The 23,741-nt window shown below is 32.7% G+C and carries 23 protein-coding genes and 1 pseudogene; 6 read left to right on the top strand and 18 right to left on the bottom strand.

The features are described from left to right. Positions 1–236 precede the first annotated feature (236 nt). Positions 237–836: a transcriptional repressor LexA gene (lexA, locus tag R6X41_RS07890; protein WP_412176259.1), complete on the bottom strand. Its 600-nt coding sequence runs from the start codon at positions 834–836 to the stop codon at positions 237–239. Between the two features lie 160 nt (positions 837–996). Here lexA and R6X41_RS07900 point away from each other — a divergent pair, with 160 nt between their 5' ends. From R6X41_RS07900 to R6X41_RS07910, 3 genes are all read left to right on the top strand, one after another. Further along, positions 997–2,259, top strand: a complete 1,263-nt coding sequence (locus R6X41_RS07900) for a putative DNA modification/repair radical SAM protein (RefSeq protein WP_318499052.1) — start codon at positions 997–999, stop codon at positions 2,257–2,259. A gap of 9 nt (positions 2,260–2,268) precedes the next feature. Further along, entirely contained in the window at positions 2,269–3,033 is a 765-nt protein-coding gene (locus R6X41_RS07905) for a TIGR03915 family putative DNA repair protein (protein ID WP_318499053.1), read from the top strand. Between the two features lie 122 nt (positions 3,034–3,155). After that, complete coding sequence (locus R6X41_RS07910; RefSeq protein ID WP_318499054.1) at positions 3,156–3,461, top strand: GIY-YIG nuclease family protein; 306 nt, start codon at positions 3,156–3,158, stop codon at positions 3,459–3,461. 447 nt (positions 3,462–3,908) lie between these two features. Here R6X41_RS07910 and R6X41_RS07915 read toward each other — a convergent pair whose 3' ends face one another. The 6 genes from R6X41_RS07915 to nfsB all read right to left on the bottom strand — a co-directional run bounded on the left by R6X41_RS07915 (position 3,909) and on the right by nfsB (position 12,445). Beyond that, complete coding sequence (locus R6X41_RS07915) at positions 3,909–4,508, bottom strand: DUF6642 family protein (protein WP_412176260.1); 600 nt, start codon at positions 4,506–4,508, stop codon at positions 3,909–3,911. A gap of 344 nt (positions 4,509–4,852) precedes the next feature. Then, on the bottom strand, positions 4,853–5,281 hold the full coding sequence (locus tag R6X41_RS07920; protein WP_318499056.1) for an organic hydroperoxide resistance protein: 429 nt from the start codon (positions 5,279–5,281) through the stop codon (positions 4,853–4,855). Between the two features lie 157 nt (positions 5,282–5,438). Further along, on the bottom strand, positions 5,439–6,485 hold the full coding sequence (locus R6X41_RS07925) for a flavin monoamine oxidase family protein (RefSeq protein WP_318499057.1): 1,047 nt from the start codon (positions 6,483–6,485) through the stop codon (positions 5,439–5,441). A gap of 108 nt (positions 6,486–6,593) precedes the next feature. Further along, positions 6,594–7,835 (bottom strand): DUF3999 family protein, encoded by a 1,242-nt coding sequence (locus tag R6X41_RS07930; RefSeq protein ID WP_318499058.1) that lies wholly within the window; start codon positions 7,833–7,835, stop codon positions 6,594–6,596. Next, positions 7,819–10,503, bottom strand: a complete 2,685-nt coding sequence (locus R6X41_RS07935; protein ID WP_318499060.1) for a DUF2339 domain-containing protein — start codon at positions 10,501–10,503, stop codon at positions 7,819–7,821. The genes R6X41_RS07930 and R6X41_RS07935 overlap by 17 nt, the downstream gene beginning before the upstream one ends. Before the next feature lie 1,282 nt (positions 10,504–11,785). Next, positions 11,786–12,445: an oxygen-insensitive NAD(P)H nitroreductase gene (nfsB, locus tag R6X41_RS07940; RefSeq protein WP_318499062.1), complete on the bottom strand. Its 660-nt coding sequence runs from the start codon at positions 12,443–12,445 to the stop codon at positions 11,786–11,788. A 211-nt stretch (positions 12,446–12,656) separates the two neighbouring features. Between nfsB and R6X41_RS07945 the strand changes: the two genes are divergently transcribed. Both R6X41_RS07945 and R6X41_RS07950 read left to right on the top strand, forming a co-directional pair. Next, complete coding sequence (locus tag R6X41_RS07945; protein WP_318499064.1) at positions 12,657–12,986, top strand: winged helix-turn-helix transcriptional regulator; 330 nt, start codon at positions 12,657–12,659, stop codon at positions 12,984–12,986. Between the two features lie 106 nt (positions 12,987–13,092). Continuing rightward, complete coding sequence (locus R6X41_RS07950) at positions 13,093–13,533, top strand: TlpA family protein disulfide reductase (RefSeq protein ID WP_318499066.1); 441 nt, start codon at positions 13,093–13,095, stop codon at positions 13,531–13,533. A gap of 7 nt (positions 13,534–13,540) precedes the next feature. Here the strand turns inward: R6X41_RS07950 and R6X41_RS07955 are convergent, their stop codons facing one another. The 4 genes from R6X41_RS07955 to R6X41_RS07970 form a co-directional block, all read right to left on the bottom strand. Next, on the bottom strand, positions 13,541–14,164 hold the full coding sequence (locus R6X41_RS07955; RefSeq protein ID WP_318499068.1) for a hypothetical protein: 624 nt from the start codon (positions 14,162–14,164) through the stop codon (positions 13,541–13,543). 6 nt (positions 14,165–14,170) lie between these two features. Then, positions 14,171–14,587 (bottom strand): hypothetical protein, encoded by a 417-nt coding sequence (locus R6X41_RS07960; protein WP_318499069.1) that lies wholly within the window; start codon positions 14,585–14,587, stop codon positions 14,171–14,173. Positions 14,588–14,754: 167 nt separating this feature from the next. After that, positions 14,755–15,252 carry a hypothetical protein gene (locus tag R6X41_RS07965; protein ID WP_318499071.1) on the bottom strand — a complete coding sequence of 166 codons (498 nt, stop codon included), beginning with the start codon at positions 15,250–15,252 and terminating at the stop codon, positions 14,755–14,757. Between the two features lie 9 nt (positions 15,253–15,261). Beyond that, on the bottom strand, positions 15,262–15,915 hold the full coding sequence (locus R6X41_RS07970; protein ID WP_318499073.1) for an 8-oxoguanine DNA glycosylase OGG fold protein: 654 nt from the start codon (positions 15,913–15,915) through the stop codon (positions 15,262–15,264). A 173-nt stretch (positions 15,916–16,088) separates the two neighbouring features. On the opposite strand from R6X41_RS07970, the pseudogene R6X41_RS07975 reads away from it, so the two are divergent. Continuing rightward, positions 16,089–16,241, top strand: a pseudogene (locus R6X41_RS07975) (transposase); the annotation flags it as partial. 285 nt (positions 16,242–16,526) lie between these two features. On the opposite strand, the gene R6X41_RS07980 reads toward R6X41_RS07975, so the two are convergent. The 7 genes from R6X41_RS07980 to R6X41_RS08010 form a co-directional block, all read right to left on the bottom strand. Continuing rightward, positions 16,527–17,324 (bottom strand): hypothetical protein, encoded by a 798-nt coding sequence (locus tag R6X41_RS07980; RefSeq protein ID WP_318499075.1) that lies wholly within the window; start codon positions 17,322–17,324, stop codon positions 16,527–16,529. A gap of 311 nt (positions 17,325–17,635) precedes the next feature. After that, positions 17,636–18,859 (bottom strand): ankyrin repeat domain-containing protein, encoded by a 1,224-nt coding sequence (locus R6X41_RS07985; protein ID WP_318499077.1) that lies wholly within the window; start codon positions 18,857–18,859, stop codon positions 17,636–17,638. Between the two features lie 433 nt (positions 18,860–19,292). Then, entirely contained in the window at positions 19,293–19,685 is a 393-nt protein-coding gene (locus R6X41_RS07990) for a hypothetical protein (RefSeq protein WP_318499079.1), read from the bottom strand. A 347-nt stretch (positions 19,686–20,032) separates the two neighbouring features. After that, positions 20,033–20,869, bottom strand: coding sequence for a 5'-nucleotidase, lipoprotein e(P4) family (locus tag R6X41_RS07995; RefSeq protein ID WP_318499081.1), 837 nt, complete (start codon positions 20,867–20,869; stop codon positions 20,033–20,035). 131 nt (positions 20,870–21,000) lie between these two features. Then, positions 21,001–21,690 carry a M949_RS01915 family surface polysaccharide biosynthesis protein gene (locus R6X41_RS08000; protein ID WP_318499083.1) on the bottom strand — a complete coding sequence of 230 codons (690 nt, stop codon included), beginning with the start codon at positions 21,688–21,690 and terminating at the stop codon, positions 21,001–21,003. A 109-nt stretch (positions 21,691–21,799) separates the two neighbouring features. Further along, on the bottom strand, positions 21,800–22,117 hold the full coding sequence (locus tag R6X41_RS08005) for a hypothetical protein (RefSeq protein ID WP_318499085.1): 318 nt from the start codon (positions 22,115–22,117) through the stop codon (positions 21,800–21,802). Positions 22,118–22,249: 132 nt separating this feature from the next. Next, positions 22,250–23,626, bottom strand: a complete 1,377-nt coding sequence (locus R6X41_RS08010) for a hypothetical protein (RefSeq protein WP_318499086.1) — start codon at positions 23,624–23,626, stop codon at positions 22,250–22,252. Positions 23,627–23,741 lie beyond the last annotated feature (115 nt).

A 23,741-nucleotide genomic window follows, 5' to 3' on the forward strand; every position in this document is an offset into this window, starting at 1 on the left:
TAGAAAAGATGAAAAACGACACTCTTATTAAATAAATGCATTACGAGATTAACTATTCGCACCTTCAGAAAGTAAAGTGTTGCTTTAAATTTATGGATTTTAGCGTGTACTATTATTTAGTATAGTCTTCATATTTCCACTGCAGATATATTAGCACTTCCTTCCTAGGTCGTTATATAAAATGTGTTCTGTAAACATTTCAAAAGCAACTTTTTACAATATATTTTAATACCAAACTACATCTTAACCACATGCGCAACTACACCCTGAACTTTAAAATCGGTTGTTAATATAATAGGCTGATGTTTCGAGTTTGTAGAATGTGGTTTTAATACAATGGTACTGCCGTTATGTCTAAACTCCTTAACCGTGGCTTCGTCGTCTAATAAAGCGAGGACTAAATCTCCTGTATTAGCAGTCTGTTGGCGTTTAATAAGCAATAAGTCGCCACTATCAATCCCTTTCGTATTCATAGAATCTCCAGTCGCTCTCAATAAAAAATAATCGGATGGCGTTTTTACCAATTGTGTAGAAATCGGGATTTGAGCTTCAATATGTTCTTCTGCAAAAACAGGCAATCCGCAGGCGACAGATCCAATTAATGGAATGTTTACCGTATCACTTTCAACCGTAGGATTAAACACCGCTTGGTTAAAATCTAATAAATCTCGGGCTTCAACCTGCAGGATATTAGCAATCTCATACAACATTTCTATACTAGGCTGCCTCCTATTTTGGACATAAGAATTCACCATATTGTAGCTCTTATTTAGCTTCTCGGCCAACCAGGTTTGCTTGATGCCTTTGTCTTCTAAAATGAATTTAATCCGATTCATAATCAATGAGTTGATTTTCATTAGCAAATATAATAAATTACATAATGGCATATCATATTATGAGATACTTATTTACACTATAATGATATTTATTTAAAACACAACTCCTTTTTAATAAGATTAAGTTGTAGCTTTACGCCTTAAAATTAAATGCTTAAGTATGTCTTTTGAACGTGTACAAGAAAAGTTAAATATCCTTGCAGATGCTGCCAAATACGATGTGTCTTGCTCCTCTAGCGGAAGCAATAGAACCAATACCAATAAGGGATTGGGGAATGCTTCGAATTCTGGTATTTGTCATACCTATACGGAAGATGGCCGTTGTGTGTCCTTATTAAAAATACTGCTTACCAATCATTGTATATTCGATTGTGCCTATTGTGTGACGCGCAAAAGCAACGATATTAAACGGGCGGCATTTCAGGTACAAGAGGTGGTCGATTTAACCATAAACTTTTACAGACGTAATTATATTGAAGGTTTGTTTTTGAGTTCAGGCATTTTTAAAAGCGCTGACTATACCATGGAACGCTTAGTATCTGTGGCCAAAAAATTAAGGTTAGAAGAAAATTTTAATGGCTATATTCATTTAAAATCTATTCCCGGTGCTAGTGACGAACTTATGCGGGAAGCGGGTTTATATGCCGACCGATTGAGTGTTAATATTGAAATTCCGACAGAAGAAGGTTTAAAATTGTTAGCTCCAGAGAAAAATAGAGCCGATTTTATTAAACCTATGGAAAAGGTTAAAAATGAAATCATACAGTATAAAAATGAAAAGAAACTGATTAAAAGTACACCTAAATACGCACCTGCTGGGCAAAGTACCCAAATGATTGTGGGTGCGAGTGGTGAAAATGATATGCAAATCATGTACACCTCTAATTACTTTTATAAAAACTTTAATTTAAAGCGGGTGTACTATTCGGGTTATGTGCCTATTAGTTACGATACGCGTTTACCTCAAATCGGCACGCCTGTACCCATGTTACGGGAAAATAGGTTATATCAAACCGATTGGTTGTTGCGGTTTTACGGATTTAATATTGAAGAGATTTTAAACAAAGACAATCAGCATCTAGATTTGGATATCGATCCAAAATTGGGATGGGCATTACGGAATTTACACGAATTCCCTGTGGATGTGAATAAAGCCGATAAGCGCATGCTGGCACGAATTCCGGGTTTGGGGATGAAATCGGTGTTTAAAATATTAAGCGCCAGACGTTATAGACAACTGAATTGGGACCATTTAAAAGCGATTGGTGTGTCATTAAATCGCGCGCAGTACTTTTTGATTTGTGCCTCTAACCAATTTGAAACTCGTGATCTGACCGCTGAAAAGATTAAAGGTCTAATCTTACAAAACACAAAGAGCAAATATACCAGCATGCTTAGTAACCAATTAAATCTTTTTGGATAGTCCACTACTATGGAAACGACTCTAATTTACGACGGCACATTCGATGGCTTCTTAACGGCTGTGTTTGCAGCGTTCGAAATGAAATTAAAAACAGTGACTATTGTTACTACAGAACGCTTTCAACAACCTTTATTTGGGAGTTACGAAACGGTGCATACGGATGCTGAGAAGGCAAATCGCGTGTGGACAGGCTTAAAAAATAAAATGTCTGCTAATGAGTTACGCCGTTTTTATTATGCGTTTCTGAGTGAAAAACCTACTGTAGAAGATACCTTATTCCAAGCCATGGTATACGTATTTGCATCTAAAACCAACGTGGGGTCTGATTATACCAATGTGCATATATTGGAAATCTCTAAACTGACAAAAAACGTAGGACGAGAAAAACACAGAATGGAAGCTTTTGTACGATTTAAACTGACGAAAGATGGCGTTTATTTTGCAAATATAGAACCCGATTTTAACGTATTACCGCTTATAAAAAATCATTTTAAAAGGCGATATGCCGATCAACAATGGCTGATTTACGATTTAAAACGGAAGTATGGCATTTATTACGATTTAGAACAAGTAGATATTATAACCCTTGAATTTGATGCTGATTTCGATCCGTCTAAAACATCGACAGACATTTTTGCTGAAATCGAATTAGAGTTTCAACAGTTATGGAACGACTATTTTAAAAGTACAAACATCGCATCTCGGAAAAATATGAAACTACACATACAACATGTGCCTAAACGGTATTGGAAATATTTAAGTGAGAAACAGTAGCGCTTCATTTTTCGATTTATATTTGTGATTAAACGGTATTCAAGCATTAGTGAGAAAGAATAGTAAGATTCTGACGAAACTAACAAACGAAGTTTGACGAGAAGCAAATACCCAACTAAATTATGCCTGGATATTTATACATTTTGCAATGTTCCAATGGAACCTATTACACAGGAAGCACTAAAAATTTAGAAAAAAGACTATCTGAACATCAATCAGGGAAAGGTGCTAATTATACCAAAATGAGATTACCTGTTAACTTAGTTTTTCAAGCGTATTTTCTAAATATTGAAGATGCTTTTTACTATGAAATGAAGATAAAAAAGTGGTCTCATGCTAAAAAGAAAGCTATGATAGATAATAATTGGGAATTATTACCTAAACTTTCAGAATGTAAAAATGACACACATTTTAAAAAGAAAAAGTAAAAGATGTTTTGTTCTCGACTTCGCTCGAACACCCTGGAAACATAATATGATTAAAACGGTCTTCGAGCATTAGTGAGGAAGAATAGTAAGATTCTGACGAAACTAGCAAACGAAGTTTGTTGAGAAGCCACTACTATACTTTACAAAGTAAAACCAATAGGCTATAGACAGTCATCACATTAAAAGAAATAAACGTACTATAATATACATTATCGTTCTCGACTCCGCTCGAACACCCTGGAAACAATATATGATTGGAACGGTCTTCAAGCATTAGTGAGAAAGAATAGTAAGATTCTGACGAAACTAACAAACAAAGTTTGACGAGAAGCATCAATACTAGTTTAAAACTAGGAGCCGTTAAACTTATGATAATCAAATCATTAAAAAGAAATGGAATTAATACAATACACTTTTTCGGTCTCTACTGCGCACAAAAAAACAGGATTAATAATACAATCTAAAATCGAGTAATTTGCAGACCTCATAATATTTTTGGTGTAATTCTTCTACAACGTCAAACATATTATCATCTTCTTTAAATAAGTTAAAGAATGCTTTATCAAGATTTGAGCTGCTTATACCGTTAAGCACATTACCATAGCCTGAGACTGCTTTTGCGCCCGTGATATCTAAAAAATATTGAGATTCTTCTTCGTCTAAATCTAGAATTTTTGCATTTGAAAAATGTAGAATCTTTCCACTTAACCTGCTTTCAAAAAGTTCCGCAATTTCCTGTAAACTATAGTAATAATCATTTAAACAAATGTTATTTGCTTCACCAGGAATAACCAAGTAGATTATTTCATAATCTTTAAAATTATGATCATCCAAGATCAGTGCATTTAAGCTATCTTCAAATCCTTCAATAGTGTCGCATGTTTTATGTATACTCGCTATTTCGTAGGTCAACGCCAAGTGTTCCAGGCTTTCTTGTGCTTCGGTAACTTGATCTATTTCGATGTCGTGAACGCCTTCTAAACAATAGATAAAATACTCTGAATCTATAGCGTGTTCTTGTGGTAATTGCTGACTTTTTTCTAACAAGGTTTTTAATTTATGTGACGTTTTGAAATACAAAATTAAAACAACGCTTTTGATTTTTTTAGGATTTTAATATAAAATTAGATATTGAATTATAAACTTCTAGACAAACTTCGTTTCCTAGTTTCGTCAGAATCTTACTATTTTTTCTCGCTGATGCTCAAAGACCATTTTAATCATATTCTGTTTTACAGGGTGTTCGAGCGGAGTCGAGAACAAGAATTACATCTAATAACGATTGTATAGCTAGTAACTACATGATTTTGATTCTAAGTATAATTCAAAGCAACAAAAAAGCCCACCATCTTCTGGTGAGCTTTTTAATAATCTTAAAAGTATAAAGTTGATTATTCGTCTAATAACAGATTTAAAGTCACCGTAATATTATCGCGAGTGGCTTTACTAAACGGACACACTTCATGTGCTTTTTCTACTAAATCTTCTCCCGTTTTTAGATCTACTCCTGGAATATAGCAATCTAGGGTAGCTTCTAGGAAAAATCCTTTTTTACCTTGGCAGAATCCGATAATGGCAGTCACACTTAATTCGTCTTCATCAATTTCAATACCTTCACTTTTAGCTACAGCTTGAATAGCTCCACCAAAACAAGCGGCATAAGCTGCTCCAAATAATTGTTCAGGATTTGCTCCTGCTCCACCGTCACCTCCCATAGATTCTGGAACTGACAAATTAAAATCTATCGGGCTGTTTTCTGATACGACGTGTCCTTTTCTTCCTCCTGTTGCAACTGTAGTTGCTTCATATAATGTTTTCATTGTTTACGTTTTTATAAATTACAGATTTAAAGATAAGACCATATCCATATCTAATAAAGAGAATTATCTTAAAATTCTATTAAATTATAGGAGTTACTGGATGTTATGAATTTCGATAAACATCACGTAGACACAATTGTAGTATAAATAATTGACACTAAAGCTTACAAATCTTTATTGCTGCTTGAAGACCACTATAAATAGCACCATCCATATAACCGCCACTTATTGGAGACGTTTCTGTTCCCGAGAAGAATAGTTTTCCATTCATATACACCTCTTGAAACGCTTTACTTCCATAAGAAGGACTCATATATACAGAATTTAATTCTTTAGAAGATGTATTAGGATCTGCAGACCAATCTTTCTCGTAATAATTGGTGTACAATCTTATGTCTCCACCTAAATATGTTTCTAAATACTTTAGAATACGTTCTTTTCTATCTGTAGGGGATAATTCCCGTAAGCCTTCATTTACAAAGCCCATAAGACTAAATTCAGTATCTGAATAATTACAATGATCGTAAAGTTCTGTAATCTCGCTTATTTGACTAATCACTGTTCCTGACAATCCTTTTGCTTTCCAAAAAGGACTTTTAAATGTTATACCTACTTTTATCGCATTACTCATCCAAGTATGTGTTTTATTTAAAATCTGAGTAAGTTCTTCTGGTAATTGAGGTGAGAAATTAATATTTTTCACAAGTTTAGGCGGAAGGGTTATGATTATTTTGTCGCAAGTAAATGTGATAGTTTTGGTTTTTACTTGAAGAATATCCTTGTCTTCCGTAATACTAATAACAGGCGTGTTAAGCTGGATTTTATCCTGAAAAGATGCAGATAATGCATGCACTAATGCTTCTGAACCCTTTTCAATTCTATGTGCTGAAGGACTGTTCTGATCGCTTTCAAAATAATGGGCTGGCGACATCGTATTATAGACTAAAACACTTTTCCCAGCGCTAAACTGAGAAAAGGTTTTGATTTTTAATTGGTCTATTACTGATTTAACATATGTATGATGGTTTTGAAACCAAGTCGCTCCTAAATCAACTCCGTTTTTGGTATATATTCTACCTCCAACCTGTGCTCTACTTTCTAGAACAACAAAGTCATGTTCACCGCTTGCTTGTAATTGATATCCTGATGTTAAACCAGATAAACCTGCACCAACTATAATATATTTTGAATGATATTTAGACATAGAAAAGATTGAGATTAATTAAAACAAAGTATTCTTAAAACACACATTGACATCCTTCCTACCTAGATATTTTTAAGTGTATTTTAGACCATAATTTATAGTCACCATTTACTTATTATCGGTATTCATGTCCTTGATTAAGTTAAACCCATAATACAAAATGATTAGAGCAGCAAAACCAATGCAACACCACATAAACCACGGTTGTTGCCATAAGGATGTTTTAACAGCTGCTTCATTCTCGGGAGCTATATAGGTAATAGTACTTATTTCAGCAATGGGTAATGCCTGTTTTAATGTATTGGTTACCTCCGAAATATCATAATCTGGAGCAGCTAAATCCGTGTTACCAGCTGTAATGGTATAGGGTTGTTTCGCCTTTAAACTAGCAACTACATACACTGGTTTCTGCATAATCTGAATGCCTGTTATTTGCAATTTAGGGTTGTCTTTATTTTCAATTTCTAAATAGACCTCTTGTGCTATGGTGGTTGGAATGTTGAAAACTAGCGGACGATCAGATCTCAGCTCAAAGGTTGTGATGTTCTGTCGGTAAGTTTCCTTAACACGATTCACCTCACGTTCTCCCAAAGTATATAAAGTTGCGGTTCGGCTATACAAATCAGGACTCGTAATATCTAGCTTCAACTGATTGATGATTTCTTGGCGTTTAAAACTCATATGGATTTGTGTGGTCTTATCTGCTTCAGAAAAAGCAATAGAATCTACTTGGATTTCTTCCATAATTACTGGTACCAATTGCACCGTTTCGGCCGTTGCTTCACCTATTTTTAAGAGATTTAAAGGCAAGGAATAGCGATCGTCGAACACCAATTTAAGATAGGGATAATTACAAATAGGGAACTCAATCACCTTAAATACACTAGTCTCTTCAGGGTGATTTAAGTCTTGGAGTGTACCGTTATTTACAATACCAAACCATTTATTCTTATCATGACTCCCTTCTAATTTATAATTTTTAACACCTTGATAATTAGCAATATTAAGCACTGCTTGTTTAATCGTTGCATTAGGGTTTTTAAAAATATAGGTTGCACTACTATCTGCTATCCGAGTATTCGAAATAATAGCAAATGCTGTGAAATTTGAAACCGTTGTATGGGTATAGGCTGTCTCTGGTTGTATAAAATAAGGCACTTGATTTCCGTTAGCATCCCAAATCCTAAGGTCACGCATATTAGGTGTGGCATAAGAACGCACGGTATGCGGAATAGGAATAAGACGTAAACCGTCTGTACTTACAGCATCTATTTTGCCGGTTACAGTGTCATCCTGACCAAAAGCCGAAACCACACTAAGCATCAGTAATAGTTTAATCCAAGTTTTCATTTTCGGGAGTTTTATCTTCATCGGTGACTAGAACTTTAATTTTTTGATATATAAACGAAATGATTAGAATAAGAACACCTAATAGTATAAATGCAATAATCTTTCCGGTTTCAGAGACATTACTAATATCGTATACAAACAGCTTAACAATAGTCAATCCTAAAAGGGACAGTGCTATAATGCGTAAGTGCTTTAGTTGTTTCTTTATGCCCCATAGCAGCAATACAAAAGCTAAGATTCCCCATAGCACAGGCAGTCCTGTTTTTATAATCTTATACTGTGCTGTGTCGAACATCTCGTAAGTGCTGCCTATCTGGTCTGGAATTGAGGGGAAGGCCATGAAATGCAAGCCCTGTAGAATCACTTCGGAACTCGTAATAAGTACCAATACAAAAACAGCAAACCATAGCGCCAATTTATGATTAAAGAGGGCAAATACTTTCTTACCGCTGTTCGTACGATATATTAAAGTCCAGAAATACACCATAAAGATTAAGCACACCATATGTAAATAATAGGCGATACTATAATCATGATCGTAAACAATATTGTCTTCTATTTCTAAATACGGAATCTGAAAAAACACAAACGCAAATGCAAGAATGTTTACCACCGCTATAATATTAATGATTTTAACGGATTTAACCGATTTGTGTCTGTACAATACGAAACAAAGCACCGCTGTAAATACAATATGATATAGTACTAAAATGGCTAAAGCATCGTTAAATTCGACATACTGTAACGACTGATAAATCACTTCGGCCAGTCCTACAAAATATCCTGTAATAACAGCCAAATTACGAGTTAGGTTTCTATAAAATATCGGGTTAAATGTTAATCCAAATTGAGAGACCTTTTCGGTGTCCTTTCGTAATAATAAGTTTACCCCAACAAACGATGCAACCACTAAAATACCCGCCATAAAAATAGGATTGACAACAACATCTAAGTCTGAAGTTGTAAAATACACCTCCCAATCCATTACCAAACTACCAAGCATTAAAGTCTGTACAATAACCGCAGCAAAACGATAGCTTTTAATTTGCGATTTCTGAGATAGCCAAAGGAGCATTACAGCCTCTACAGCCCAGAATATGGTAATACTATAACCGGAAAACTGCACAGGAATTGCCAATGTAATAAAGGTTAAACTCAGCCCAATTAACAGATAAATACCTCGTTTATCTAATCCGAATTTCTTAAATAAGAGTACCGAATACCCCATATTTAATAGCGCTAAAAATGCTGTAAAAACACCGGTATATTGTGGTTTATAATCTGCTAAAACCAGCATACCAATGCCATAAAACACCACATTATTTATGGTAAGCATCGATAATTGCATGTTTGTAAAACTACCTTTAGATCGTAAATTGTTTATAACAGTCATTATAATGAAAATAATATAGAATATAAACCCAAACATTAGAGCGCCTCTATAATGCGGTGCGTCGCTATATATATCCTTAAACACCCAAGCTCCAAACAATACCATAGTAAATGCAAAAGCTAGCGTATGTAGTAATTGCCATTTCTTAAAATAGGCTAAGGTTAATATTCCGATATCTAAAATGGCGATATAGGTAAACAAAACCACATAATTTCCGCTGCCTGTACTTACCATAAATGGTACTAAAAACCCACCAATTAGGGATAGTATAGCGAGTTCCATACGGCTATAAGACAAGGATATTAAACAACTAAACGCAGTAATAATCACCATAATGCCAAAGGCAACTTCTTGACTAAAGAGTTTGTATTCGTGAAACGCAATGGCAATGGTAAAATAAAAGATTGCAATGGCTCCGGCCACAAGCACCGAACTAAATGGTGCATACTTCTGTCGTAATTTATGAGCGATAAACAGTACTAAACTCCCTGCTAAAACACCAATACCTACACGAGCAGGTTCGTTAATCCAATCTTTATCGATAGCGAATTTCACAAAATAACTAATTCCTAATACTAGAATTAGAATACCAATTTTATTAATTAGGTTCTCCCCAATGAACTTCTCTAAATCAGGGTTTTTCTGTTTAAAACGTTCCCATAGTGAAGGTTTTGGTTCTTGTATTTCTGTTGATTCTGGCTCTGTGCTTAATACTGAATTTGTAGCCTCTAAAATAGATGCTGGACTCTCAGTTTCGGTAGTGTCTTCAATAGAAGACGTTTCAGTAATTGCCTGTGCTGCGTAGTAATCGTAATCACTAATTATGGTTTGTATAAATGTATTGGCAGAACCGACTTCAATGCCTTCTAATCCTAACACCTTTATTAACTTAGTACGCAATGCTGTTAGTCTTTCAGAATCTGCTGTTTGTGTAGCCGTTTCTAATATATCTTTAATAACGGTGATATCTTTATTAGATAATTTTGTGACTGCAGTATACATTGGAATATATGCCTCTTTGGGCGTTGGTTCTGTAACCGTTGGTTCCGGAGTCTTGACTTCTAAAGGTAACTGCGTAGTGTCTTTAACCACGACTTCAAGAGGTTCCTCTGTACTCGTTTTAGATGGCTGATCTGTTTTTAAGAACTCTTGAAGCGTATCTAACTTAGCGTTAAGCGTATCGATATCTTCCTGTAAACGTCTACTATTTTTATTGGTTTTAGCCTTTTGGATGAGTAATAAAATGATAATAACAATAGAAAGTAGGTATTCCATATGGTCTTTGGTTTGAGATCTCCTAAAGAGAATATCTGCAATGTAGTATTTTTTTTAGAGTTCTTTATAAAGATAGAACCTAAGCGGATTGATCTTTATAATTATGTTATGGAGACACATTTTAAAATAGTTTAGGTTTTACATGATTATAGATGATATAGTGTTTCTCTTTACTTTTTTTCATTAGCAGATCCTTCGACTACGCTCTGGATAAACCTAGACAAAAAAGTCTAGGCTGCACCCGTGCTATCTACATGTTATGCTTGTATCCTTAATACTAAAACCATTAAACAAATCTACGTACGTATTCAGATTGCTTATTAAGAACTAAAATTGAAACAATCTAATTATTATTTGTGTAATGAGATCTTTTGTGTGTGACCCTGAAATGAATTCAGGGTGACGGGAAAGTTTTTAAGTTGTAATCGTGTTCTAAATGATAATTATTTTCATTTTTTTCATTGATAAAAAAACGAAACAAAAAAATCTAGGCTTACGAAATTGTATCTAAATTTATCGATTGACTCCTAAATTTAAGGAACTCGCTAAAGCATTTATATTTTAAATAAAATAATCCGTTTAGCTCAAACAGCCTTAAATCTTACGGTGTCTTCTCTTCAAATTTTACGATACCTTTTCGATAGGCCGTTTGCTTACTATTGGTGTTTTTAGATAGTTTAATGTTTTTGTTTGACCATGAAACTACCCCGTTCATGTTACGATAACAAGGCTATGGCCAGTTTAACAAAATTCTAAAACGCTTAAACTTCCTAAATACTAAAACCCAAGACCAAAAACCAGCGTACGTATTCAGACCGCTTATTAAGAACTAAAATTGAAGCAATCTAATTACTAATTGTGTTGTGATGTGTTTTATGTGTGACCCTGAAATAAATTCAGGGTGACGGGGGAGGTTTTTAATGATGTAATCGTTTTTAACATAATTCATATTTTCATTTTTTTCATTGATAAAAAAACGAAACAAAAAAATCTAGGCTTACGAAATTGTATCTAAATTTATCGATTGACTCCTAAATTTAAGGAACTCGCTTTAGTATTTATATTTTAATTAAAATAATTCGTTTAGCTCAAACAGCCTTAAATTTTACGGTGTCTTCTCTTAAAATTTTACGATAAAATTTCGATAGGCCAACCAAAAAAAACAAAATTTAAGATATATAAAAAAAGTACCTGCCTAAGTAAAACTAATTCCATACAGTAAGCAGTGGCAAATCTTTAAAAAAAAAGAGGGTAATCGTTTAGGGCGCTATTGATCTAGAACTTAAATAATTGTAATAATTTCACTTGCTTCCAGTCTAGATTTTGGTGTTTTATCGGTTGAATTGAAATCAGATGCTGCTCTGTATCCTAAAGATACAGCCACCAATGCCGTATACCCTTTTGCTCTTAATCCGAATTCTTCGTCTAACGCTTTTACATCTATTCCTTCCATTGGTGTGGCATCAATATGTAAACTTGCAACTCCCAATAAGAAACTTCCAATATTTAAATACACTTGCTTTTCCATCCAATGTTGAAGATCTTTTAAATCGTATTTATGGATCCCAGCAAAGGCCTTTACAGCACCTAAAAATCCGTTTTTTATATCTTCATTTGGAAATCTTCCATTTTTATCTTCTGTATCTGCTATATGTTTAAAATAGTCGTCGTCTGCGTCAATTTTTGAACAAAACAAGACTACAACTGAGGCATTGGTGACTTTAGGTTCGTTAAATTTAAAAAAACCTTGTGTTCCTTTTGCCATACGTGCTTTTCCTTCTGTAGTTTCTGCAATGATAAAATGCCAAGGTTGAAGGTTGACGCTTGAAGGACTCATGCGTAATAAATTTTTGACTTGGGTCATATCTGCTTCCGATATCTTCTTGCTTGTATCAAATTCTTTAGTTGTGTATCTCCAGTTTAGGGTATCTTGTAAATTCATTTTTATAGTGTATAAGTTATACTATCATTTTTATAGTGACAAAAGTATGTATAGTATTTATATTTCGCAATAACGGTCAAAAAGGATAGTATAAACTATTTTTAATAAAGTGCTTATTTACGGTGTTTTACAAATTAAAATATTTACTATAAAAAATATAGTTGTGTACTTATGTATAGTATTTTATCTTTGCCTTTTAAATCCAAAAATCATGTATATATTTAAAGGTAAGGAGTACCCCTGTTGTGCGAGTTTAACCATGGGCGTTATTGGAGGAAAATGGAAAACCGTGATATTGTATCATTTAATTGACGGTCCGTTTAGATACAACGCATTGCGTAAAAAAATGCCGACGGTTACCGAGCGCACCTTAAGTTTACAGCTAAAAACCTTAGAAGAAGATGGCGTAATAAAACGAAAAGTATACACCTCTAAACCGCCTTTAAAAGTAGAATATGCGTTAACCGATTTTGGTAAAACCTTAATTCCGGTCATTCAATCTATTGCTGATTGGGGCGTTTCTGTGGTAACAAAAGACTAATTTATAGCTCCCCACAACATCTTTATCACCAATACTCTACTCTAGAACACCTGCTATTACATTCTTAAATTTATACATTTACAGCTGCTTATAAAACCAGAAAAACATGAATACTCAAATACAATCCATACCTGTTTTAGATTTAGATGGCAATGCTGTAGATTTAATATCGGCTTACCAGGATAAGATCTTGTTGCTTATTATTTATAATAACGATTGTTTGGGTTGTACGGGACGTGCTATCCCCTTGGCTTATGAATTTATGCAGACTTTCCCTTCTATTCAGGTATTAGGGATTCATGCCGATTTTAAAAACCGAGAAGGTAACAAAGCCAATATAAAAAGTGTGTTTACTAGCGGCGAGATTCCGTTTCCTATTTATATAGACCGAGAGCATCAGGTGTACGATCAGTTTGAGGCTGAAGGGACACCACAATGGGTGCTTATTTCGGAACAGGGTGTATTGTTTCGTTCGATTTTTGGATCGCAAGCGAATGCTAAAAATCGTTTGTTTTATGCTTTGGAAAGTCTTGTTGGTGGGGAGTAGATAATTCTTAAATACTACTTTGTTCGATGTATTTTTTTTGTTCTTTAGATGCATTCGCTATTTCACTTTTTAATTCACTGTATCTTTTGGGATTCGCTAATTTTATAAGTGAATTAATTGTGATGGAACTTTGACTTCTTTTATAGTTGTCAAGTCTGTATGTTGGTAATATATAAAAATCCCATTGTTCCATTTTTAATGGATCAATTGTTTTTTTGACTTTATGTTTTAAATGACAGAAAACATAAAGATCAGCGTGTCTTTTTCGTTCTCCACGTTGCATATTATTTTCTCCTTCCCAACTTCTTGCAGATTTGATAGAAAATGAAATATTAGAAAATTTCTTTTGATCCCAACTTTGAATATAAGCTGCCGATTTTACTTCTATTTTTGTTCCGTCTTTTGTTAATATGTCATAAGCATCCCATTCTACTCTTAAGTTTTCCGGGTTTATTTCAATTGCAGTGCCAACAACAAACTCTGCAAATCTTCCGCGTGTTGCATTACTTAAAATGTCTGAAACACTCCAACGCCAAAAGTCTAATAAATTATAGTTTGTATTTTGTCCATTGTCTTTTAAGCATTCTTCTCCAGTTTTCAGATTAGCTTTTATTGCTTTGAGTTCATCCATTTTAATTTAATAGGTATAAAATTCTTTTTCGTTGAGCAACGTTTTAATTTCTTTGTTTTTATTCGTTAACCAATAGTCGCAAATAAAAAAGCGTTCTCCGACATCAGTAGAATATGGTATTTCTTCCTCCTTTAGACCTTCAACCATTTGATCGAACCATTTTTCGTATTCTTGATTTTTTACTTTGCAATGTTCAATAAAACTATGATTTTCATTTATAAAATAATCAGCTAATTCTATTGGAGATAATTTAATTTCTACTTGATAATCTTTATTTTCATGATTCTCAAACCATAAAGAAGCGATAAAATCGTATTCTTTTGTTTGGTTAATGAATTTACAACGCCAAACCAAGCCATTTGGAGCAATGGATGGAAATACTCTCAAGTTCCCATAACCACGTTTATGTAATTCCTTAACCATAAACAATAGTTTTTGTCTGTTCTTTATATAAAAATCATTTTGCATTTGTGCTATTGTTTATGTAATCAAAAATAGAAAACCTTTATTTAGGAGGAGTTATAAACACATCCTACTTTCTTATAATAAGAATGGTTTCCGGTTTGTAGGTCTGGATCTTACTGCTTTTTTTAATTTATAATTAATGGTGTCAATTCAGATTTTAATTTGTCATAATCATCCTGTGTTATTAATTCTAAATCTAATAAATCTTTTCCTTCCTTTAATTTATTAATAGCTTCGGTTTTTGTTAATTTTTTATTCGGATTATTTATTTCACCAAGCTCCAAAGCCGTATCATAATCAATAAAAACATTAATACCATAACCCTTAAATAGCACATACATTTTATATCCGCTTTTTGCAGATCCATAAGTTTTTAGTTTATGTACAATAACTTTTTTGTCCGCTAAGCTATTTGAAACTCTTTGTCCTCCTTGTGTAATATAAGTAAATCCTAAATCAGATGTTGGAATTCCAATCGTTAAAGTATCACCAACTTTTAAAGAATCTCCGGTTTTAGTTAGGTAAACTTTATAATTAGATTTTTCAGATAATTTTCCATATTCCGCTGTTTGTGAATAACCCATTGAAAAACTAAAAAGTACTAGTAAAATAAATATTCTCATTTTTTTATATTAATCATAACACTCTTCTCCTATTACTTCTGATAATCTTCTTCCAAAAGTGAACAAAAACATTTCAATTTGATCAGGCTCTGCATTTATTGATTTAGATAATTCATTTATTGTCTTTAAAAATTCAGGATAACGTTTAGGTGCATTTCCATATGTTATTCCTTTTAAGTGATTAAATTCCTCAAAACGACCAGTGTTAATAGCCTCAATTATTTGTATATCAAAAATTACTGCTTTGTTACCGTTTATAGTTGAGTTTAAAAAGTAAGCAAATTTCGTAAGAGTCGAAAGCCCTAAACCTGGTAAAGACTTTAAATCATCTTTTAATTGCTTAATCGAAATTTCACTATCTCGATAATTCTCAAGAATATTTATAAGATGCTCTAAATTTTTAACTTCAAGCATATTTTCAATATTTTTCCCTCTACCTTTTGTCGGATACCCCCACATTAGCGTTTTAAATATGAAGTTTTCTAAATCGAATTTTGAATTAAATAGATCAAATCTGTTTAAAGTAATAATCTCACTTTCGTTAAAAATCTGATCAATTTTTTGTTGTTGAGACTCAATTTTCCAATTCTGTTTTTTAATATCAAACGATTGGTTTAAATAGGGGAATTCTCTAATAAACTCTTTATATTTTGTAATGTTCACGAAGTTTCATTTTTAATCCACTCTAAAAGTAATCAATTCACACAGTTATATATTACGGATTACCGTAAACGCTATTTTTTTTATTGCGTTTTTATATTACATTTCCTCTTGAATCATGCTATATCTTCCGGTGAGATATTAAAACGCGTTCAGCATGATGCGCTTTTATATGTTTTAGAAGTCCAAAATATGTGATTGAATATCTGGGGAGATATACCCATAAAACAGCTATTAGCAACCATCGCATTTTAGCGCTCAACAGAACTGATAAAACCGTTACCATTAGCTTGAAAGACTATCGTAAAGGCGGGCAAAAAAACAACCTTAACACTGGAAACTAAACCACCCTGCACTGAAAGTGCAGGGTGGTTTAGTTTCTCTTAAACGCTAAATTTTATATTTAGCGGACTTAATTAATATTCACAAACCTTAGTTTAGCACAAACGCCCTATGTTTTTTATATAGTGTGTGTACCCAGCATGGGCATCTTTTGATTTACCGAAAGGTATATAATTAATCTAGAGGGTGCAAGTCCCTTATGGGTAGTGTGAGAGGCGTACTCCAGCTATTTTAGTTGGAGCCGTCTACGTAATTATGTGTATCTTATTTGACTACTTAAACCAATTTTGATTAGAATCAATATGATGGCTTCCATATTTTTCGATATATACCCAATGTCCCTCATGTTTTTCAACAAACACAAATACTCGAAACGGACCATTGCTAGCTTCGTAAGAGAATAAATAACAGGCTTTATCCATATTTTTATTAAAAACAGGTTTGTAAAGTCGTATGCCATGGAATATTAAATCTTCATTTGAACTTGAATCTAGGTCATTCTTATATTCATAATAAGAGTTGTTTAAATCATTCAGACCTATTTTTTCATCGGAGGATTTCAATTGAATTTGATCATAGATTAGATCAATAAACTCCAAGTCAACCGGATTCTCAAGTCCACTATTTATATAATTTGTCTGAAAGACTTCAATTAAATCATTTTTAGTGTTCTCCCAACTCTCAGGTGTATTCAAATCTATTGTATCTGAATATTCGGCTTTGTAATCAATAATCTTTGGGGAATATTTATAAGTAAATAAAGTGTCACTTAGGAGAACTACAATTTTTTGTTTAGCCAAAACATTTGATATAGAATCTGATAAGTTATTTAGCTCTAATAATATTTCAGGAATGCCTATGGTATCGTGGATTGCGGTTGAATTTATTGTCTCGTACATTAGCTTGTATATTCCACCGTCTTTAAGATAACTTGCAGCTGAGTTAGGATGATTATTTAACAATTGCGGCAGTGTTTCTTTTATTATGGAAATTTCTAATTTACTATTTACGTTTTGACCATTTACAGTAAAAGTAATGCACATACTCGCTATAAATATCCAATCTCTCATACAATGTATCATTTTTAACTAACTTTTTTTTAAAATGTTTAATTTCAATATTTTATACTTTAATATATAATTCTTTCGAAAATTAATTTCTTTAACGTTAACTACAAAAGTCAGTTTGTCTCGGGAGACATCTTGAATTACACATAACGGTTCTTGTATGAGTAGTGCGGTATTTCGAAGCTCCAAACTATCAAGTTACACTGCCGCTCATTAATTAATAATTCATTAAAATATAGCATTTTCCCCGCATTACTTATACATATTGTTAGCTTTTCGTTAATTTGATCCTTGCTTTTTCTACAATGTATTTTTTACATGACATGATCGATAAATGTTAATTTCAAGTCAGTTAATTCTTTGTTTTTAAGTGTTTTACTTGACTCCAGGGACTCAAAGACTTCCGACATGATTGTTTTGTACTCTTGCTCATTTTCATGGTATATGTCAAAATCAAAGCCATCGTCTTCCTCCAGCTCAACTATTAATTCTCTATTTTTTAAATCATCAACCAAATAACAAATACCTTCGTCTATTTGGAAATTTACATAGGTCTTACTCAAACTCATGTTTTCTAAAGCTAAAGAAATGGTATTAACCATTTTTGAAATATCTGTATCTCCTCGATCATTAGTTTCATTTTTTTGATTTTCCCCTATTGCTTCTTCCAATGCAACAAGAACTCCATTTTCCTCAGCTAAACTATAAATGGTTGAACCATAACCATCTTTAACATTCGGATCTGCACCTGCCACAATTAGTTCTTTAACGACTTCATAATGTTTCTCTATGGCACTCAGGTGCAAGGCGTTCTTTCTATCATTTTCTCCAGAAGTTTCAATGTCTGCTCCTTTAGCTAACAGCATACGTACAATATCAGTATAACCCCAAAAAGCTGCAGTATTAAGAGGGCTGGCTTGACGTCCTCCTCCATATAAATGATGTTGTTTATTTACGCCAATATTTGGATCTGCACCTGCTTCCAGTAATAGTTTTACCGTTTCTGCATGCCCTTCTTCGCAAGCGAACATAAGGGCCGTTTGTCCTTTTTGGGTTTCTATATTAATACCTACGCCCATACTAATTAACATCTCAACAATATCAAGTCTTCCTTTATAGGCGGCATGAATCAATGGGGTCCAATTATGAGAACAATCATCAATAGGTAAACCTGCGTCCAATAATGTTTTTACGAATTTTGCATTAGTGTATTGACATGCCCGACATATCACTGAACTATTAGCAGCATCCCGATCATGTGGTTGCGCTCCATTAGAAATAAGTATTTTAAGAATTTCAACATTCCCAAAGGCTGCGGACATTAAAATGGCCGTTTCATTATTGGTAATTGGAAAATTCACATCTGCACCTGCATCAATAAGTAGCTTAACTATATGTAGATGATCTCCTTGTATCGCTGCATTTAGAGGTGTATTCCCATTAATTTCAAAATTCGGATTCAAACCCTGTTTTAAGTTTAAAGAAATTATTTTTTCATTACCACCTTGGCAGTCTTCTAGGAATTCTTCTTGTTTCATTTTCTGTTTTTTATACTTAATTAATTCTCAAATACTTTGATATTGGTTCGTTTGCTGTAATGAAAGCTAACAATTGTATACAGCACATATGTGCTATATCTCTCAAATATAAGATATATGTAACATATGTTCTATATATATTTTATATTCATATTAGATAAACTACCTATTTAAAAAACTAAAGAACTAGTAAAAATAAAAAAACGATATCGTAAATAAGTTTTAATTACGATTTATAAGAAAACACAGAGTCCAACGAACCTTACAATTGACACGCTGGGTAATTACTTAACCATAAACAAAAGTTTTTGTCTGTTCTTTATATAAAAATCATTTTGCATTTATGCTGTTGTTTATACATTAAAATCCAAAATTTTAACCCGTTAATCAAAGAGCCTAATAATTATAAATAGCATATTTATGTTGTTTTTAATCAATTTTCTATAATAATATCAAGTAACGATACATCCCCATTAGGCTTTCTTTTGAGTTTAACTATATAGTTACTTCTTATTATTGCTCCAAATCCATTTTGAGAATCTACATAAGAATTTATTGTGTAAATATCATTTTCACTTTCTACTTTCGCCTGAAACATTGGTTGAAAATCTGCTGATTTTGGAGATTTTAACCTTGATTCTACAAATTTCTGAGAGGCGTAAACAGCATCTTCTTTACTAAAATAATTGGAAGGTGTATCACCAACAGGATATAGTTTATCATATTCATCTCCTAAAATAATTTTATTATAAATATTAATTCCTACATAAGTTAATGCTATTAGTAGAACTATAATAACAAATGGTTTTTTTAATAATTCTTTCATTAATTTAGGTTTTATTTTATTTTTCAACTATATATTTCGAAAAAGAGGAGGTAAATTCTATATTTATTTAAAATATCATTGTCAAAATTTCGTAAAACATTTATATATTAATTTAACTCTCAACTAATCAACACTAAAAGTAATCAATTCACACAGTTATATATTACGGATTACCGTAAACGCCATTTTTTTATTGCGTTTTTAGATTATAATTCCTCTTGAATCATGCTATATCTTCCGGTGAGATGCTGAAATAAATTCAGCATGACGCCATTTCAGGTATTTTAGGATGCATTTATTTAAAACACAACTTTATATTATTGATTTGCATCTATTTACACAAATAGCTAATAGGCTTTTAATTTCGATTTTCTTAGGGAATCCTTTTGCACTTCGTTTATGCTATACGGTTTTTTATTATACAACCCATATTCCCAAGCGCCATACATAGGATTTGGTAATACAATATACGAGGTACCAAATTTAGACTTTGAACTATTGGTTAGTTTATGGCGCTCTGGAGTGTCTTTATGATCGAAAACACTATTAAAATCGCCAAGGCTGTCTCCGATATACATTAACACACGATGTGTTTTTAGTACATGATTTCGTCTGGCATCTTTATTTGAGGTGTCGGTTTGCAGTAATACGTGTTCGGCATCGGAAAAAGGTACGCCTTGTTTTATCATATTATTAATCGTGGCTTGGGTCTGACGATCTTCGCGATTAGATATGTAAAATATTTCGACATTTTTACTGGCAGCATAGTTAAAGAAATCGATTGCTCCCGGTACAGGTTCGGCAGATTCTAAGTTGACCCATGTATTCCAATTTTCGGCAGTAAACTTGGTGTCTGTTTGGATTAATTTACCGGAGTATGGACTATTGTCAAGGACGGTTTCGTCTATATCGGTTATTATTGCCAATGGTAAATCCGATTTATGCTCTAAAAGCTGCTGATCTAATTGCACTCTAGCTAGATTATAAGCTTGATAACACAGGGCTTTGTATTCGGAAGCGGATTGTTGCCATAAAACCGCTAAGACTAAATTTTCTTGCGATGGGATCTTTAATTCCTGTGGTACGGATTCCGTGTCTTTAACTACGGTTTGCGTTGTTACCGAAATACTAGGAGAACAGCTAATTAGAATGGAAATGGCTAATAATGGCAGTATATGTTTCATGAAAATATTATTTAAGTTTTTAGGTTTCGAGGTGTTGAATAAAGAACGTCGTTATTATATACAAGGATTATCTGAATAAAATTAAGATGTAAGACGCTCCCACCCTTTTTATTTGTTATTGACAATCGGTTTTAGCTTTCATCAAATCTTAGTTGCTTATTTTTCATATCATTTTCCCAATTGTAGGGAAAAATACCATGATCATTTTCCGTAATGTTTTCCATTATAATCTTTACTCGTTTCTGAATTTCTATGGGCAAGTCATAAAACTGCGAATCTACTTGGGTGTATCTCTCGTTATCATGTATACCGTTCTGGTGTCTAATTACACTCTTTTTGTTGTTGTAATATATCAATATTTTTAATCTACCATCCCAGAATTCATTCAAACCATAAGTGCCATAAACAAGTATAGGATCGGCCAAACCGTCGTTATCATAGTCTTTTATTTCGAAGTATTTTGTCCAATACGAGATGGAGTATTCATAGTTGTTAGGTAGAATAAAATCATTACACTTCCATTTGAGTTTGAAGGTGTCATTTTTATAAACATAACAATAGGCCTTAATGGAATCGTAACAGGTTTCTAGTTCTTCGCAGTTTACGAGATTTTTGGTCATTACAACAAAGTGCTTACCAGCTTTATCGTTATATTCATAGACTCTGTGAATATCGTAATCTAATTGTAAAGTGGCTTTTATTGGGTCTGTAAAAACAGAATCTATTTGATGTTCCGACAGTTGAGTACTTGTTACTTTTACTTGTTGTGCACATGTGACATTGTAAATTAGTAGCAATACTATTATTGTAATTTTATTCATTTTGTAATGGGTTACACTAGTATCTTAATGAAATAATACGGTTATTGAACTAAGGTTTTTAGAAGTAAAATTAGCAGTTATTAAAATATTAAAAATAGCGTTCCTATGACTACAAAATCACAAAACTCTGGAAAAGAATGAGTATTCCAAACGCTATAAATATTATTCCCCAATATTGCATTGGTATCCAAAATAGCGTGTGATTATTTTTAATTTTTAATCGTTCTCCTGTTTTTTCATCAATTACAATTCTTTCATTATTTGTATTCCATTTTTTACCAAAATACCAACTAAAAATTCCGGTAACAAAAGCTGTGATACTAAATCCATAATTAGCATTTTCAGTCGAAAAGATTGAAACGCATATAAATAATGTTACAAATAAAACAATAATTGATAGAAACCCTCTACCTGACCATACAATCATAAAATTCAATTTTAATATAATACCTACTTCTAATTTTTAGTCCTTTTCGGCTTACTCGGACTTTTTTCTAATAACCCCAATAATCTATATAATTATTAAAACTATCAGATTTTAATATTGGCAACGCCCCTATCAATCTGTAATATGCCAATTGTTTAGCATCAATGTTTCATCTTTAGAATGTAACTCTATTGTACTCTTATTTAAATCGGCAACATTAATAGTGACCTTAAAAAATACATCTTCTTTAGGTGTGGTTGTAAACGCATTAAACTGATTCAGTAATTCCTTTTTATCGAACATAACTTCTATCCGACCTTTAAATTCTCTATCCTTTAAAAGTTCAATTTGTATAAAACTCGGTAAGGGTTTTGTGCCTTCCTTTCTTAAAAACTCCGTAGATCGAGTATATTGGTTCAGATAAAAATCGATGACTTTAATCTCCTCAAGTTCATTGACTTCATCTTCTTTTTGAATTAATTCAACTTGAATAGCATACGTATGTACACTACTAAAAGCCAAGATCTCTTCTGGAGTTAATTTCTCAACTGTTCCATTATTTAATATTTTGAAATCATAGTTTAGATTATTATAATTGATATATTCTGAATCAACCTGAGAATATTGTTTCCAAATTGAATCTATAGATTGACCTTCTACAGCTTTAAAATCAACATCAAAATAAGAGTATAAATGTGTATAATTTCTATATTCATTTTTTAAAAGCTCTACATGTCCGCCTGGTAATATGTGAATAAGCATATCACTAATAATTAATTGTTTATCGTAATTCTCACCTACTTTTAATTTCTTCTGATCGATAGAAAAGGTATCCCTATAAAATTTCTGTTCTGGAACGGAATACCAAGACAATTCGAAAGTATCAAAATCAATTGGGATTAAAATTTTGGGTAATCTGGTGTAATACCTCTGACTTTGCATAAACTCGTACTCGTAACTTAAGCCTTCTATACTGGACCGCATTCTATCATTTTCAAGAAATCTAGAACTTAAAGAGGATGATTTGTTTGTTTTAGAATCGAAGAACCGTAACCGATCGATAAGTATTGGAAAATCTATTGGATGTGCAATTATAATTTCACTTTCATAATGTTTTTTATGCATATTATGTAAACTAGTCTCAGCACTAATAATGAGATACATTGGGTACCCAATTAATATAATGCCCCAAATTAATAGTTTAATTTTATAACCATCAATATCATTAAGTACTTGATTTAAACAAAAACAACCGTAGGCAATAAAAGCATATAGGGCAGCAAATGCAAGAGACATAAGCACCGCATCCCAATCAAAAGACTTAGTTCTATTACTATTAGAAAAAGAACTTCCTAGTGCTTTTCCGTACATTAACAGAAAACAACTAATTCCTGTTAACACAATGGTAACAACTATTAAACTTTTTTTACCGCCTATAAAAGCAGTTGGAAGCAGGAATAAAAGTCCTACGCCAATCATAATTAATAGTACCGTTAGAAAATCTGACATGGTTTAAATATATTTTTAAGGTTGTATATTATTATTATTTGTTGTCCGATAAAAGAAACAAAACTACTTCGCTATTATATAAGACAAAAGACTTAATTATAACTCGCTATAAAGC

The organism is Formosa sejongensis (assembly GCF_033447105.1).
Taxonomy (GTDB): domain Bacteria; phylum Bacteroidota; class Bacteroidia; order Flavobacteriales; family Flavobacteriaceae; genus Formosa.